We start from the raw sequence: 15,127 nt of genomic DNA, 5'->3' as shown, positions 1-15,127 counted from the left end.
TTTCGACGGACTGCGACGGACTGCGTTGACGGTTCGGTCAGCGGTGCGCTGACCGCTCGGGAACGGGTCAGCTGACGAGTTCTCGCTCCGGTTTCGCCCCGGACTCTGCCACGGATCGCGGGCCGCGCGCTCGCGCGAGCCCCCGCCCGGTGATCCCGGGCGAGACGCTGTAGCGCTGGACGAGGCCCAGCAACAGGTCCAGGACGACCGCGAGGACGGCCACGACGACGGCGCCGGCGACCATCCGGCCGTAGTCGTTGAGGGCCAGGCCGTCCACGAGCAGGCGGCCCAGGCCGGACAACCCGACGTAGGCCGCGACGGTGGCGGTGGCCACCACCTGCAGGACGGCGGCCCGGACCCCGCCGAAGACGACGGGCAGCGCCATCGGCAGTTCGACGCGGAACAGCACCTGCGCCGAGCTCATGCCCATCCCCCGCGCCGCGTCGACGGCGTCGGGGTCGACCGACCGCAGCCCGGCGTAGGTGGAGGTGAGGATCGGCGGGATGACGAGGACGACGAGGGCGATGAGCACGGGCAGGAACCCCTGGCTGCTCAGGTAGACCACCAGCAGGCTCAGCAGCCCCAGGGTGGGCAGCGATCGGCCGGCGTTGCCGGCGTTGATGGCCAGGAACGACCCCTTGCCGGTGTGCCCGATGAGCAGCCCGACGGGGAAGGCGATGAGGAAACCCACGAGGACGGACAGCCCGGTGTACCCCAGGTGCGCCAGCAGCAGGTGCGGGATCGTGCCCGGGGAGGACCAGGCCCAGTTCGCCCCGTCGAGCAGGTACGGCGTCTCGTCCACGTCAGGCCCCCTTCACGGCGCGGGTCCACGGGGTGACGGCCCGCTGGAACAGGACGATCAGCAGGTCCGCGACCGCCGCCAGCGCGATCGACAGGACGATCCCGACGATGATCGGGGCCGTGTAGAACAGCTGGAACCCGCGCGTGAACAACGCCCCCAGCCCCCCCACGCCCAGCAGCGCGCCGACGCTGACGAGGGAGATGTTCGAGACGGCCGCGACCCGGACCCCGGCGAGGATGACGGGTGCGGCCAACGGCAGCTCGACCTCCACGAGTCGTCGGGTGCGTCGGTACCCCATGGCCGTGGCCGCCTCGGTGAGCGTCGGGTCCACCGACCGCAACCCGTCGGCGACCGTGCGGGCCATGAGGGCGACCGTGTAGAGCGCGAGCGCCACGACGATGTTCACGGGCGAGAGGATCTGCGTCCCGAGCACGTAGGGCAGGGCCACGAAGACCGCGAGGGAGGGGATGGAGTAGATCAGCCCGGAGACGTTGAGGATCGGGTGGTAGAGCCAGCCGAACCGCACCCCGAGGTACCCCACGGGCAGGGCCACGACGACCCCGATGAGCAGGGGCAGCACGGCGAGCAGGACGTGCTGCTGCAGCGCGTCCAGCACGGTGGACCGGTTCTGCGAGAGGTACGTCCAGATGTCGTTCACCGGCGCTTCTCCAGCAGGTCGACGACGTCGTGGTGGTGCACGAGCCCGGTGGCCCGGCCGTCGGCGTCGACCTGCACGGCCGTCCCCGTCGGTGAGGTGAGGGTCAGGTCGATGACCACGCGCAGGGAGTCCCCGGCGCGGAACGTGCCGTCGACGTCGAGCGGGCGGCCCGCCTCGTCGAGGCGGACCCCGTCGAGGGGCCGCAGCGGGAGGTCCTCGCTGGTCTGGAAGCTGAGCCCGCGGTACCCGCGGTCGCGGCCGACGAAGTCGCGGACGAAGTCGTCGGCGGGTTCGGTCAGCAGTTCGCGCGGCGACCCGACCTGGGCGAGGTGGCCGCCCTCGCGGAACACCGCGATGCGGTCGCCGAGCACGACGGCCTCGTCGATGTCGTGGGTGACGAGGGCGATCGTCTTGCCGAGCTCACCCTGCAACCGCAGGAACTCCTCCTGCAGCTGGTGCCGGACGATGGGGTCGACGGCGCTGAACGGTTCGTCCATGAGCATGACCGGCGGGTCGGCCGCGAGGGCGCGGGCGACGCCGACGCGCTGCTGCTGGCCGCCGGACAGCTGGGCCGGGTAGCGGTCGGCGAAGGCCGTGGGCAGGCCGACGCGTTCGAGGAGGTCCAGGGCCCGGGAGCGTTCGCGGCCCTTGCCGACGAGCTTGGGGACGGTGAGCACGTTGTCGAGCACGGTCTTGTGCGGGAAGAGCCCGGCGTGCTGGATGACGTAGCCGATGCCGCGGCGCAGCTCGGCCGGCGGTTTGCTGCGGATGTCGTCGCCGTCGATGCGGACGGTGCCGCCGCTGGGCTCGACCATCCGGTTGATCATGCGCAGCGAGGTCGTCTTGCCGCAGCCGGAGGGTCCGACGAAGACCGTGATCCGACCGGTCGGGAGCTCCAGGTCGAGGTCGTCGACCGCGACGGTCCCGTCGGGGAACTGCTTGCGCACGGCCTCGAAGGTGATCACTGGGGCGGCTCCGATGTTCGACCGGGTGGCTGGTACATGCTGGGCACAGGACGAGGACCGGTCAACGAGGCTCGAACGGCCGTCACCCGATCGTGACCTGCGCCCAGACGGACCAGCGGGAGTGGTGGAGGACCTAGTGGATCAGCAGCACGGCCCGTCCGCGACCGCGGGGGTCCCGCGGGCGGTGCTGGTGGACGGCCGGGCGATCGCCCTGGACGACCTGGACGCGCTGGCCCGCGGACGGGCGCGGGCCGTCGTGGACCGCGCGGTGCTGGCCTCGCTCGGCGCGCTGCACGCGGCGATGGAGGCGGCCCGCGCCGAGGGCACCGTCTACGGCGCGACGACCGGGGTGGGGGCGAACAAGGACGTCGACGTCGACGAGGAGCAGGGCGAGCACCCCCGCGCGCACGGGCTGCGGTTGCTGCGCTCGCACGCCGCCTCGCTGGGGCCGGTGGAGGACGAGGCGACGACGCGGGCGGCGCTGGTGCTGCGGTTGAACCAGCTGCTCGCCGGGGCGCACGTCGGGGCGGGCGCGGGGGTGAGCCCGGCGGTGCTGGGCGCCCTGGCGGAGGCCGTGGAGACGGGGGCGCTGCCGACCCTGCACCGCTTCGGCGGGATCGGGACCTCGGACCTGGCCCCCCTCGCCGAGCTGGGGCTGACGCTGGTCGGCGAGCGGCCCTGGCGCACCGGGGCGGTGGCGCCGGTGGCGCTGGGGGCGGCGGACGCGCTGCCGCTCATCTCCTCGCACGCCCTGACCCTGGCGACGGCCTCGTTGGCCCTGGTGCGCCTGCGGCAGGTGCTGGTGGCGGGGCTGGGGATCTCGGCGCTGTCGTTCCTGGCGCTGCGGGGCAACACCCAGGCGTGGGCGCCTGCCGTGCACGCGGCCCGGCCGCACCCCCGGCAGGAGGCGGTGGCCGCGGCCCTGCACGCGCTCGTGGAGGGGGGTCCGGAGCCGGTCCGGCTGCAGGACCCGTTCGCCCTGCGGACGGCGCCGCAGGTGCTGGCCCCGGCGTTCGCGGCCGCCGACGCGCTGGCGGACGTCCTGCTGCTGGAGGCCTCCACGCCCGGGGAGAACCCGCTCGTCTCGCCCGAGGGGGTGTTCCACCACGGCCAGTTCCACGCCGCGTCCCTGGCCACGGCGCTGGACACGTTGCGCGCCACCACCTACGGCGTCCTGACGTTGTCCGCGGCGCGGCTGGCGCTGCTGCTGCGGCCCGAGCACACGGGGTTGCGGGCGTTCCTGGCGGCCGGCGCGCGCGGGAGCTCGGGGCTGATGATCGGCGAGTACGTCGTGCAGGACGCCCTGGCGGAGCTGCGGCCGGCGACGGTGCCCATGACGGCGGGGACGGTCTCGATCTCGCTGGGGTTGGAGGAGCACGCCAGCTTCGCGACGCAGGGGGCGCGGGCGCTGCGCCAGAGCGCGGACCTGGCCCCGCTGGTGCTGGCCGTCGAGGCGCTGGCCGCGGTCCGGGCGCTGCGGGCCGCCCCGGACCGCCTGTCCCCCGGTGCCGTCGCGCTGTTCGGCGTCTTCGACGAGGTGCTGGACCGGGACGCGCGCGATGCGCCCATCGGTCCCGACGTCGAGGCGGTGGTCGCGCGCGTGCCGGACCTGGCGCTGCTGCTACGCCTCGAGGGGCCGTAGCTCGTCGGCGTAGCTGACCGACGTCCGGCGCAGGACGCCGGCCGGGGAGATGGAGTACTGACCCATCCGCCACAGCGGCGGGGAGTAGGCGTGGATCGAGACCGCACCGTCGACGGCGCCGCTCATGCGGTGGATGTGGTCGGGGCCGAAGCCGAACGAGCGCCCGGCCGGGACCGTGCGGACGACGGGTTCGCCGCCCATCCGCGGCGTCGCCTCCACGACCGCCCCGCGCGTCACGGCGACGGCGCCGGAGGAGGTGTCGTGGTCGTGCCAGCCGGTGTCGTCGACGGTGTTCCAGCACAGCAGCCACACGTCGAGGTCCCCGTCGCGGTGCAGCGAGGCGAAGTGCCGGCCGCCGGTGTCGTGCCGGACGAGGTGCTCCCACGCGCGGGGGCGGCGGGCGGCCTCCTCCACCCACGCCTTGAGCTCGGCGGGGGTCAGGACCCGTCCGGGGGCGGGCGGCAGGTCGAGGGTGGTGCTGGTGGCGGTGGCGCTGGTGGTCACGGTCGGCTCCCTTCGAGCAGGTGGGCGGGGTTGGTCACGGTGAGGGCGCGGGCGAAGGCCGGGCCGAAGCCGGGCAGGTCGGCGGGGGCGAAGGGGGCGGCGTAGGGGCGGTCGCTGCCGAGGACGACGGGGTCGACGCCCACGACGCGCACGAGGGCGTCGACCGCGCGGGGGCCGTAGGAGCTCGTCTCGTAGTGCACGAGGGGGTCGAGCGCGCCGAGCGCGCCGCCGCGGGCGGTGAGCCGCTCGTGGTGCAGGGGGGCCAGGCCCGCGAGCGCGACGAAGGCGACCCGCAGGGTCGGGTGGCTCGCCCGCCCGGCGACGTGCCACGTGCACCAGGCCGCGTGCAGCTGCTGGACGTACGGGACGACCGCGGGCCACCAGCCGGGGGCGTCGGCCGGTGCGCTCGCGGGCCCGGGGTGCACGAGCAGCGGCCGGCCGGCGCGTTCGCAGACCTCCAGCAGCGGGCCGACGCGCTGCAGCGCGGCCGGGTCCGCGAGCGCCGTCGCCGGGAGCTGGAGGCCGACGACCCGCTCGTCCGCGAGCAGCCCGGCCAGGGGGCGGGGGTCGACCTCGTGCACCCCGGCGGCGGCCCAGACGGCGAAGGGGGCGGGCAGGGCGCGGGCGCCGTCGTGCCAGGCGGCCAGCAGCGGTTCGGCGTCCTCGGCGGGCAGGTGCTCGACGCCGAGGGGTGAGGAGAGGGAGACGAGCGCGCGACCCGTGCCGGCCTCGCGCTCGGCGGCCGCGCGCCGCGGGGCGTCGTGGGCGGCGGGGTCGACGTCGTACGGCGCCTCGCCCGCCAGGTGCAGGGTCCAGCCGTCGAGGAAGGGCGGGGTGCGGCGGGCCCGGAGAGCCTCGACGAACGGCCGGGGCCAGAGGTGCTGGTGGCAGTCGGTGCGCACGTCGATCCCTCCCCTGGCGTGTGAAGCGCTTCACTCAACAGTGAAGCGCTTCACTCCTCGCCGGTCAAGCCGTTCCGGGACACCCACGGGTGGCACCACCCCCGGTCCCGCACCCGGTCCGCCCCCCGGACCCACGCCGAGCGCCCGCGCAGGCGATGCTGACCCCGTGCAGCCGACGGTCGAGCGCGTGCTCGCGCTCTGGACGGGACTCGCCGGTCCGGGCGCGTCCTTCCGGCCCGGCCCGGCGCTGCACCCCCTCGTCACCGACGAGGCGCTGATCTGCCCACCGGGGTGGTGCGGCCTCGTGACCATCGGCGACCGGCACCTGTCCACCGCACCCGACGCCCGCCGTGCTCGTGCTCTGGCGCAGGCTCCTGCCGGCGACCGTCGCGGCGTCGCGACCGAGGCCCTCGGCCCCGCGCACCTCGCCTACCTCACCGGACCCCCGGCGACCGGGCCGAGCGAGCCGGTGCACACCGACCGACGGGTCGACGCCCTGCTGGCGGCCTGCTCCCCGGCCGACGTCGACGAGAGCGGGCTCGCGGACACGACCTCCCCCACCTTCGTGGTCCTGCGCGAGGGCGCCCCCGTCGCCGCGGCCGGCTACCAGCGCTGGACCGCAGCGGGCGGGACGGCCGTGGCCCACCTGTCCGTCCTCACCCACCCCGCGTTCCGCCGGCACGGACTGGCGCGGGTGGTCGGTGCCGCCGCCACCACGCACGCGCACTCCCACGGACTGCTCTGCCAGTGGCGTGCGCGACCCGCAGCGTCCCTGCGGGTCGCCCGGGCGCTCGGCTTCACCGTCCTGGGTTCGCAGCTCAGCCTGCTGATCCCCTGACCACCTCGGTCCTTCGACCACCGCGTCTCCCGGGCCGGTGCCCACCCGCCCGGTTACTGTGCAGCCGTGCCGAGGGAGACGCGCAGGACGCTGCAGGACGTCGCGGACGCAGCGGGTCTCTCGCTGGCGGCGACGTCCTACGCGCTGCGCGGGACCCGCGGCTCGGCGGCCACCATCGAACGCGTCCAGGCCGTGGCCAGCGAGCTCGGGTACCGCGTCGACCCCATCGCCCGGGCGCTGGCGAGCGGGCGCACCGGGACCGTCGGGATCAGCGGGTCGCTGCGGGACCTGTGGCAGCAGGACCTGTCCGTCATGCTGACCCGCGCCCTGCGCACCGTCGACCGCGACGCCTCGATCGCCGACGCCGACGCCGACCCCGACGCCGAGCGCCGCGTGCTGGAACGGTTCGCGACCCAGCGCGTCGACGGGGTGCTGGCCTCCCCCGTCGACCCCTCCGCCGAGCACTGGCGGCTCCTGGACCCCTCGACGGCCGTCGTCGCGATCGGGGACGCGCTCACCGCCCGACCCGGCAGCGGGGCGGTGCTCTTCGACAACCGGTACGGCATCGAGGCGGTCCTGGAGCACCTGCGCGCACGCGGTCACCGCCGGGTGGCCCTGCTGACGCCGTCGCTGCCGACGACGCCCGGCCGTCCCTCGGAACTGCTCGCCGTGGAGCTGGCCGCCCCCCTGGGCATCGAGCTCGTCGTCGTGCCGGCCCCGGCGGGCCCGGCCGGGGCCGCCACCGCGGCGGCCGGGGTCCTCGAGGCGCCGGACCGTCCCTCGGCCGTGTTCTGCCTCTCGGACTCCCTCGCGTTCGGCGTCTACCGCGCCGCGGCCGGACTGCGGCTGCGGGTGCCCGGGGACGTCTCGGTCGTCGGCTTCGACGACCACCAGCTCGCGGCGCTCGTCGCACCGGGGCTGACGACCGTGTCCTGGGACGAGGACGCGATCGTGGCCGCGGCCGTGGAGCAGCTCCTGGCGCTGCAGGAGCACGGCCGGGCACCGGAACCCGTCACGTTCCGCCCGCACCTCGTCGTGCGCCGGTCCACCCGCTGACCCGGTCGCCGGGCCCGCCGCTCAGAACCGCCCGTGGCGCAGGAGCTCCACGACGCGGTCGACGTCGAGGCCGTAGGGACGGTCGTCCAGGTCGGGTCCGGCCGCGGGGTCGGTCGCGTCGCCCAGCGCGGCGGCCAGCCCCTCCAGGGCTCCGGTCAGCTCGGTGGACAGCCCCCCCAGCCCACCGCGCAGCAGCCGCGCCCGGTGGACGGCGAGGAGTTCGACCGCCAGCACCTCGCGCAGCCCGTCGAGCAGCTCCCCCAGGCACTCCGCCGCCTCCAGGCCGAAGCTCTGCACGTCCTCCTGGCCCAGCGAGGTCTCGACGGCCCCGCCGAGGGCCGGCAGGGCGAAGCGCCGCAGGCGGTGCGCGACACCCACCGCCCGCTTGTGGAGCGCGACGAGACCGGCCTGGACACCCGGCTGCGGCGACAGCTGCGCCGTCAGACCCGTCAGCCGCGGGTCCAGCGCGCGGTGGGTGCGCGCCACCGACGTCTCCGCCACGTGCAGCAGCGCGGCCCCCAGGGCGTCGGAGGCGGCCGCGAGCTCGGTGCCGGCGAACCCGGCCGTCCCGACGGGCGACCCGTCGCCGAGGAGGGCCGGTGAGTCCGTGACCCCGTCGAGCGCCCGGTCCGCGGCGTCCCCGAGGGCCTGGACCCGGCGCAGCGCCACCGCCAGCGCCGCCGGCGCCACCCGCACCGACAGCGGCGCCTGCAACCCGGCGACGGTCGGGGCGGGGCGCAGCTCCCGCAGGCGCGAGTGCACCCCCGCCAGCACGTCGTCGGCGCGGGCCAGACCCGGCCGGAGGGGGTCGGCGTTGGCGCGCAGCACCTCCGCCGTCGCGGCCAGGACGCGCACGGACCCCTCCAGCAACCGGCCGGCCGCCGCGACCTGCAGGACCGCGAGCGCCGTGGCCACCGGTACGCCCTCCAGGACGGCGACGCCCTCCTTGGCGCCGAAGCCGAACGCCCCGGCGCTGCGGCCGTCGAGGGTCCGGCCGGCACCGAGGACGACGGCGCCGACGTGGGCGAGGGGGATGATCTCCCCCGCGGCCCCGTTGCCCCGGGCCGGGATGCACGGCAGCACGTCGCGCTGGAGCAGCTCGGTCAACCGCACGCACAGCTCCGGGGACACCGCGGCCTCGGGGTGCAGGAACGTGCGCAGGCGGACGGCGAGCACCGCCCGGGCCTGCACCGCGTCCAGCCAGGGCGCCGACCCCACGGCCCTGCCCACGACGAGGTTCTCCTGGTGCCGGGCGCGGGCGGCCTCGTCGAGCACCACCCCCGCCAGGGCACCCATGCCCGTCGTGACGCCGTAGACCGGGCCCGAGGACTCCAGGACGTCCAGGAGTTCCCCGCGGCGCCGGCGCAGGTCCGCCAGCAGCCCCGGGGCCAGCTCCACGGGGGCGCCGGCGGCCACGCGCCGCACGGCGTCGGCGTCGAGGTCGGCGCCGCGGCGGACGATCACGCGGTGGCGATCACGCGGGCCTGCGCATCCGCGACAGCGCCGGGGAGTGCAGCGGGGCGGTCTCCCACCGGCCGTGGAACTGCCCCCCGGAGAAGCGCAGGTGCAGCTCGTGAGGGGTCTCGGCGAACCGGACGTCGAGGCGGTCACCGGCTCCGGAGACCGACAGCGGGCCGGTGTCCGCCCAGCCGGTGCGACCGACCGCCGCGCGCAACTGGTCACCGGAGTCGGTGAGGACCAGTTCGCCGTCGCGGACGGTCACGGCGGTCAGCGACGCCGGTTCGCTGCCGGGCGCGGCCGTGAACTCGCCCTCGACGACGTCGGCCCCCTCCAGCGGCGGCAGCGCCAGCGACGCCGTCCGGCGCGCCAGCGCCTCGTCGTGGGCGGCCGCGTCGGCGGGCAGGTCCGGGTCGGAGACGGCGGGCAGCAGGTGCTCCCAGGCGGCGTCGAGCACGGCCTGCATGTCCGTGCTCTGGGAGGTGATGGCCACGACGACGTCCTGCTCGGGCAGGACGACGCAGAACTGCCCGTACGCGCCGTCGCCGCGGTACCCGTGGCGGGCGATCCAGAACTGGTAGCCGTACCCCTGACCCCAGTCGGGGTTCGCGTTGAACGTCGCGTTGTCGATGTGGGAGGTCGTGGCCTCCTCCACCCAGCTCTCGGGCAGCAGCCGCTCCCCCTCCCACACCCCGCGCTGCAGGTACAGCTGGCCGAGCTTGGCGACGAGCTCGGTGGGGGCGTGGAAACCCGAGAAACCCAGTTCCCGACCCTGGCCGTCCGTCAGCCAGCCGAGGTTCGCGGTGTCCACCCCGAGGGGGTCCAACAGCCTGGGGCGCAGGAACTCCAGCAGTCCCTGGCCGGAGGTGCGCTGGACGATCGCGGACACCGAGAACGTGCAGGGCTGGTTGTAGCAGAACAGGGTGCCCGGTTCGGCGTCCGGCGGGATCCGCAGGAAACCCCGCACGATGTCGCCGGTCGGGTCGGCCGAGGCCTGGGCGATCGTCTCCTCGCGGTGGCCGCTGGCCATGTTCGCGACGTGCCGGACGAGGATGCGCCGGGAACGCTCGTCGGTGACGTCGGCGTCGAACTCGGGGAAGTACGACAGCACGGTGGCGTCGAGGTCGACGAGCCCCTCGGCCACGGCGAACCCGAGGGCCGTCGAGGTGAAGCTCTTCGACAACGAGTACAGCAGGTGCGGCCGGTCGGGGGCGAACGGCGCCCACCAGCCCTGCGCCACGACGTGGCCGTGGCGCAGGACCAGCAGGCTGTGCGGTTCGACCCCGGCCGTCCCCTCGAGGGCGTCGACGAAGGCGGCGAGGCCGCGGGCGTCCACCCCCTGGGCCGACGGGGTGCTGCGCGGGAGGGGCCGCGAGGACACGTGGGTGGCTTCGGTGCTCACGCGGTCGACTCTAGGACGGGCCGGCGGGAAACGTGGTTGCGGGGTCCCGGTGCCCGGGCGCACGATCGTCGGGTCCTGGTCCCGACCCGAGGAGCCGCTGCGGTGCTCAGCTGACGTGCCCCGATCCCCCGGACCCGCCGACCGCACCGGTCGCGCGGGCCCTGCCGGAACACGTCGCGAGGAGATCGCGTGCCCACCACCGGAACGACCAGCACCACGCCCACCACACCCCCCGCACCCACCACACCCGGCACCACGACGAGCCTGTCCCTGCGCGGGGTGACCAAGGGCTACGACCACGTCCCCGTGCTGCAGGACGTCTCCCTGGCGTTCGCACCGGGCCGGACGACCGGCGTCATCGGCGAGAACGGCTGCGGCAAGTCGACGCTGCTGCGCCTGCTCGCCGGCATCGAGACCCCCGAGGACGGCCGCGTCGTCGCGACGGCCGCGGGTGGGACGGGGTACCTGCCGCAGGACGCCGGAGCCCCGTCGGAGACCACCGTCGGAGCGGTCCTCGACGGGGCCTTCGCCGAGCTCACGGCCCTGCGGAGGCGGATGCGGGAGCTCGAGGAGGTCATGGCGGACGGCCCCGCCGACCTCGAGGCCGTCCTGGCCGAGTACGGCGACGTCCAGACGCGGTTCGAGCTGCGGCACGGCTACGACGCGGACACCCGGCTCGAGCAGTCCCTGACCGGCCTGGGGCTGCCCCGGCTCGACCGCGCCCGCCCCGTCCGCACCCTGTCCGGCGGCCAGCGCTCGCGCCTGCACCTGGCGGCGCTGCTCGCCGCCGGTCCGGAGGTGCTGCTGCTGGACGAACCCACCAACCACCTCGACGCCGACGCCGCGCAGTGGCTGGAGCAGCACCTGAGGACCCGCTCCGGCACGACGGTCGTCGTCTCCCACGACCGGGAGTTCCTGGACGCGGTGGCCGGCGAGCTCGTCGAGGTCGACCCGCACCGCGACCGGGGCGTCGCCCGCTACCCCGGCGGGTACGCGGACTACCTGCTGGCCACCGCGGCCGAGCGGCGCCGCTGGGAACAGGCCCGCGCGCAGTGGGAGTCGGCGGTCGAGCGGCTGTCCACCACCGGCGACACCACGGCCCGCGCCGTGGCCCACGCCCGGCCCCCGCGGGACGGGGCGAAGATGCAGTACGACTTCAAGGGCGGCCGGGTGCAGGAGGCGCTCGCGGCCCGGGTGCGGGCCAACGCCGAGAAGCTGCGCCGGCTGCAGGAGGCGGAGGTCCCGCGCCCACCCGACCCGTTGCGGTTCACACCCCCGGCGGGGGCCTCGAGCCGGCGCGGGTCCGTGCACGCCGAGGGCGTGTCCGTGACCGGCCGGCTGGCCCCGGTCGACGTACACGTGGGCCCCGGGGACCGGCTGCTCGTCACCGGCCCCAACGGCAGCGGGAAGTCGACCCTGTTCGACGTGCTGACGGGGACGCTGACGCCGGGCACCGGCACGGTGCGGCGGCGAGGGCGGACCGGTCTGCTGCGCCAGGACCCGGCGACCGACGGGCCGGACCGGACCGTCCTGGCCGCCTTCGCCGCCGGCCGCCCCGGCAGCGCCGACGAGCACGCCCACCGGCTGCTGGGCACGGGCCTGTTCGACCGCGAGCGCCTCGGCGTCCCGGTGCGCTCGCTGTCCACGGGCGGGCGGCGGCGCCTCGACCTCGCGCGGCTGCTCGCCGACCGCCACGACGTCCTGCTGCTCGACGAACCGACGAACCACCTCGCCCCGCAGCTCGTGGAGGAGCTGGAGGCCGCGATCGACGCGTTCACCGGGGCCGTGGTCGTCGTCAGCCACGACCGGCGGTTCCGCCGCTCCTTCCGGGGCGACGTGCTGGAGCTGGCGTGCTGCTCCTCGTGACCGGGGCCGGCGGGCGGGCGGGCCGCGACTGACCGACGAGGGCGTCGAGCCCTGCGACCTCGTCGAGATCCCCGCCGACCCCCGGCGAGGTGGTCGGCGCACCCGCGGGCCCGGCGCCGGGGGTCCTCGACGTCCTGCTGCTGGACGCCGGCGAACCGGCGCACCACGTGGCCCTCGCGACGTGGCGGCGTGGTCCCCCGCCGCGCCTCAGAAGAGCGCGCGGGTGAGCGCCTGCCGGGCCTTCACGACGCGCGGGTCGCCCACCCCGACCACGGCGAAGAGGTCGACGAGGTGGGTGCGGGCCGCGTCCCGGTCCTCCCCGGCCGTGCGCTGGACGATCCCGAGCAGCCGGGTGAAGGCGTCCTCCACGTGGCCCCCGACGAGGTCGAGGTCGGCCACGACGATCTGGGCCTGCACGTCGTCCGGGGCGTCGGCCGCGGCGGCGCGCGCCCCGGCGGGGTCCACCCCGGCGACCCGGCGCAGGACGCCGACCCGGGCCAGCCCCTCGGTCGCCTCGGCGTCGCGGGGGTCCTGGGCCAGGGCCTTGGTCCACGCGGCGGTCGCGGTGTCGAAGTCGCCGGCCTCGACGGCGGCGAACGCCTCGGCGTGCAGGGGCGGGACCGGCGGCGCGGCGGGTTCGGCCTCGCCCTGCACGGCACCCTCGACGCGGCCGGTGACGCCGTTGGCCTCGGCCACGCGCAGGACCTCCTCCAGGACCGGGCGGATCTCCTCCACCGAGGGGTAGGACCCGGTGAACAGCGGGATCGGCTGCCCCTTGACGATGGCCGCCACGAGCGGGATCGCCTTGGCCTGCAACGACTGCACGAGCGACTGGGCCAGACCCGGCTCGGCCTGCGCGTCGACGCGGCCCAGGAGGAACGCCCCGGCGTACTCCTCGGCGAGCGCCTGCAGGGCCTCGGCCCCGGTGTCGTAGCCCTCGGCCCACAGGTCCAGGACCAGGGGGACCTGCACGGACCCCTGGACGATCTCGGCGAACGTCTCCTCGGTGACGTCGACGACGAAGGGGGACGCTGCGCCCACCGCGTCGGGGTCGGCCGCCGCGCGCCGGGCGACCTCCTCACGACGGGTGTTGCGGGCCGCGAGGGCACCGAGGTCCACCGCTCCGCGCAGGTTGAGCTTGTCGCTCGGGGGCGTCGGCTGGGTCGTCATGCGGCTCACCTTCTCACGGGGCGCTCAGCCGGTCGTCACCTGGACGGGGCCGCTCTCGGCCGCCACGACCTGCACCTGCCCCCCGCCGGCCCCCGCGCCCGGCGGGACGGAGAACACGACCACCTCGCGCCGCGTGACGGTGGCCCGCAGCGCCTCCTCGGTGCCCGCGAGCGCCGCCAGCGCCGGGTCCAGCTGCCCGGGGCGGCCGTCGGCGGGACCGGCCGACGTCGCCGACCAGGAGAAGGCGGCCACCACGAGCGCGCCCCCGTCGCGCGCGCGGACGGCCAGGACCCCGTCGGGCAGCACCGAGCGCTCCTGGGTGAACGTCCCCCCGGCCGCCCGCAGGGAGGCGGCCTCCGCGGCGGTGGCCGCCTCCACGCCCGACCGGTAGGCGTCCGCGGCGAACTCCCCGGCGTGCTCGCTGTCCGCGCCCTCGGTCAGCACGTCGGCGTAGTGCGCGGCGACGGCGGCCGGGGACGCGGGCAGGTTGGTGTCCTCCTCGGGCGCGACGACGGCGACGCCGTCGGCGGGCGCGGCCAGCGTCGGCAGCGAGGCGCCCGGCAGCAGGGTGGGGGTCGCCCACACCGCGAAGGGGCTGCGGGCGCCGGCCGAGCGCAGCACCACCAGGGACGGTGCCTGGTCGCTCCCGGGGGCGGTGACGGTCGCGAACCAACGCGGGAAGGCGGCCTGGCGCGGCAGGATCGACGTGATGGCCTCGAGGTCGTCGGCGCCCCCCGTGGGCGCGGGGCTCGCCCCGGCGGCGGCGATCGTGTGCGCCGCCGTGCGCAGGTCCAGCTCGGGGCCGCTGACCCGCGCGGCGAGGGCGGGGTCGGCGGTGGCCGGGTCGGCCCCGGCCTGCAGGACGGCGGTGGCCTGCGCCACGACGCGGCTGGCCTGGGCCGGCGGGAGCGCGAGGGGTTCGCGCCCGGTGCCGGCGGGGGCCGGTGCCGCCGGCAGCTGCGCGCACCCGGCGAGGACGGTGGCGCCGGCCAGCACCGCGAGGGCGACCGGCCGGCGCGCGCGACGGGGGCCGGGACGGTGGCCGGCACGGGGGGCGGGGTGGTTCACGCGCGCCTCCGGGCGTCGGGTCGGCGGGGTCGGCGGGCGGGCAGCAGGACACCGACGGCGCCGAGCACGACCAGGACCGCACCCGCGACGACGAGCGGGACGGCGGCGGGGTGGCGGGCGGCGCGGCCCTCGGCCCGCCAGCTGAGCCGGACGGTGCCCGGTGCGTCGGCGACGCCGTCGGTCGCGGTGAACAGGACGACGCCACCGGCGTCGCGGTGGTCGCCGTCCGCTGCGGTGGGCCAGGTCAGCGTCGCCGAGCCGCGGCCGGTGGTGCTCGCGAGCCAGACGTCGGCGACGCGGGGGTCGGCGGCGGTGCCCGAGCCGGTCGTGCTGGTGCGGGCCCGCGGGTCGGACACGTCGCCCGTGACACCGGTGACCTCGGTGCGCCGGGCCTGCCCCAGCCACGCCGTCGCGTCGTCGGCGCGGGCCACTGCGAGGAAGACGTCGGCGCCGTCGGCCGCCTCGACCGAGATGCGGGCGTCCGGGCCGGACAGGTCAGCCAGGCCGGGGGCGGTCACGACGGCGATCCCCGGGTCGTCGGTGCGCTCGACGACGTCGATGGTCGAGGGCGGGGCCAGGACCGTCAGGAGAGCGGCACCGGTGAGCCCGGCCACCAGCCCGCAGGCGAGCAGGGTCCAGGCGAGGAGTCGTCGCACCGTGCGCAGGTCCTTCCCGTGGCGGGCCGTGGGTGCCGGAGGGGCGTTCGACGGGTCACCCTAGGCCCACCGGGTGAGGATCCCTCCCCGCCGCTCACTCCCCGTGATCGACGGGCGCACCCGAGGTGGCGGATGTGGCG

General features: G+C 76.5%; 15 protein-coding genes. 5 read left to right on the top strand and 10 right to left on the bottom strand.

Going from position 1 to position 15,127, the window contains the following annotated elements:
• Positions 1 to 67: 67 nt before the first annotated feature.
• The 3 genes from AB2L28_RS08765 to AB2L28_RS08755 are packed head-to-tail and all read right to left on the bottom strand — an operon-like array spanning position 68 to position 2,425.
• Positions 68 to 802: an ABC transporter permease gene (locus AB2L28_RS08765; protein WP_370718356.1), complete on the bottom strand. Its 735-nt coding sequence runs from the start codon at positions 800 to 802 to the stop codon at positions 68 to 70.
• Between the two features lies 1 nt (position 803).
• Positions 804 to 1,460: an ABC transporter permease gene (locus tag AB2L28_RS08760; protein WP_370718355.1), complete on the bottom strand. Its 657-nt coding sequence runs from the start codon at positions 1,458 to 1,460 to the stop codon at positions 804 to 806.
• Complete coding sequence (locus AB2L28_RS08755; RefSeq protein WP_370718354.1) at positions 1,457 to 2,425, bottom strand: ABC transporter ATP-binding protein; 969 nt, start codon at positions 2,423 to 2,425, stop codon at positions 1,457 to 1,459. Before AB2L28_RS08755 ends, AB2L28_RS08760 begins: the two co-directional genes overlap by 4 nt.
• Positions 2,426 to 2,561: 136 nt before the next feature.
• Between AB2L28_RS08755 and AB2L28_RS08750 the strand changes: the two genes are divergently transcribed.
• The gene (locus AB2L28_RS08750; RefSeq protein ID WP_370718353.1) at positions 2,562 to 4,067 is read left to right on the top strand and encodes an aromatic amino acid lyase; all 1,506 of its coding nucleotides are present in this window, start codon (positions 2,562 to 2,564) and stop codon (positions 4,065 to 4,067) included.
• On the opposite strand, the gene AB2L28_RS08745 is transcribed toward AB2L28_RS08750, so the two are convergent.
• On the bottom strand, positions 4,047 to 4,571 hold the full coding sequence (locus AB2L28_RS08745) for a cysteine dioxygenase (protein WP_370718352.1): 525 nt from the start codon (positions 4,569 to 4,571) through the stop codon (positions 4,047 to 4,049). The two genes, AB2L28_RS08750 and AB2L28_RS08745, sit on opposite strands and share 21 nt — an antisense overlap.
• Positions 4,568 to 5,473, bottom strand: coding sequence for an amidohydrolase family protein (locus AB2L28_RS08740; RefSeq protein ID WP_370718351.1), 906 nt, complete (start codon positions 5,471 to 5,473; stop codon positions 4,568 to 4,570). Before AB2L28_RS08740 ends, AB2L28_RS08745 begins: the two co-directional genes overlap by 4 nt.
• Positions 5,474 to 5,639: 166 nt before the next feature.
• Between AB2L28_RS08740 and AB2L28_RS08735 the strand changes: the two genes are divergently transcribed.
• Positions 5,640 to 6,311: a GNAT family N-acetyltransferase gene (locus AB2L28_RS08735; RefSeq protein ID WP_370718350.1), complete on the top strand. Its 672-nt coding sequence runs from the start codon at positions 5,640 to 5,642 to the stop codon at positions 6,309 to 6,311.
• Positions 6,312 to 6,377: 66 nt separating this feature from the next.
• Positions 6,378 to 7,367: a LacI family DNA-binding transcriptional regulator gene (locus AB2L28_RS08730; RefSeq protein ID WP_370718349.1), complete on the top strand. Its 990-nt coding sequence runs from the start codon at positions 6,378 to 6,380 to the stop codon at positions 7,365 to 7,367.
• Between the two features lie 21 nt (positions 7,368 to 7,388).
• Here the strand turns inward: AB2L28_RS08730 and AB2L28_RS08725 are convergent, their stop codons facing one another.
• Together AB2L28_RS08725 and AB2L28_RS08720 are read right to left on the bottom strand one after the other, a co-directional pair.
• Entirely contained in the window at positions 7,389 to 8,831 is a 1,443-nt protein-coding gene (locus AB2L28_RS08725; protein WP_370718348.1) for an aromatic amino acid lyase, read from the bottom strand.
• Between the two features lie 10 nt (positions 8,832 to 8,841).
• On the bottom strand, positions 8,842 to 10,227 hold the full coding sequence (locus tag AB2L28_RS08720; protein ID WP_370718347.1) for a serine hydrolase domain-containing protein: 1,386 nt from the start codon (positions 10,225 to 10,227) through the stop codon (positions 8,842 to 8,844).
• A gap of 279 nt (positions 10,228 to 10,506) precedes the next feature.
• On the opposite strand from AB2L28_RS08720, the gene AB2L28_RS08715 reads away from it, so the two are divergent.
• Positions 10,507 to 12,093, top strand: a complete 1,587-nt coding sequence (locus tag AB2L28_RS08715; protein ID WP_370718395.1) for an ABC-F family ATP-binding cassette domain-containing protein — start codon at positions 10,507 to 10,509, stop codon at positions 12,091 to 12,093.
• Positions 12,094 to 12,182: 89 nt separating this feature from the next.
• Complete coding sequence (locus AB2L28_RS08710; RefSeq protein WP_370718346.1) at positions 12,183 to 12,320, top strand: hypothetical protein; 138 nt, start codon at positions 12,183 to 12,185, stop codon at positions 12,318 to 12,320.
• On the opposite strand, the gene AB2L28_RS08705 is transcribed toward AB2L28_RS08710, so the two are convergent.
• From AB2L28_RS08705 to AB2L28_RS08695, 3 genes are read right to left on the bottom strand one after another with little or no spacing between them, the layout of a single operon-like run.
• Positions 12,301 to 13,263 carry a co-chaperone YbbN gene (locus AB2L28_RS08705; RefSeq protein WP_370718345.1) on the bottom strand — a complete coding sequence of 321 codons (963 nt, stop codon included), beginning with the start codon at positions 13,261 to 13,263 and terminating at the stop codon, positions 12,301 to 12,303. The genes AB2L28_RS08710 and AB2L28_RS08705 overlap by 20 nt on opposite strands.
• A 24-nt stretch (positions 13,264 to 13,287) precedes the next feature.
• Complete coding sequence (locus AB2L28_RS08700) at positions 13,288 to 14,331, bottom strand: DUF8094 domain-containing protein (protein ID WP_370718344.1); 1,044 nt, start codon at positions 14,329 to 14,331, stop codon at positions 13,288 to 13,290.
• Positions 14,328 to 14,987, bottom strand: a complete 660-nt coding sequence (locus tag AB2L28_RS08695; protein WP_370718343.1) for a hypothetical protein — start codon at positions 14,985 to 14,987, stop codon at positions 14,328 to 14,330. The genes AB2L28_RS08700 and AB2L28_RS08695 overlap by 4 nt, the downstream gene beginning before the upstream one ends.
• Positions 14,988 to 15,127: the final 140 nt, after the last annotated feature.

The sequence above is a fragment of the Kineococcus mangrovi genome (assembly GCF_041320705.1).
GTDB classification, from domain to species: domain Bacteria; phylum Actinomycetota; class Actinomycetes; order Actinomycetales; family Kineococcaceae; genus Kineococcus; species Kineococcus mangrovi.
Note: the sequence above shows the minus strand (reverse complement) of the source record. Positions and strands in the feature narration are given on the sequence as shown.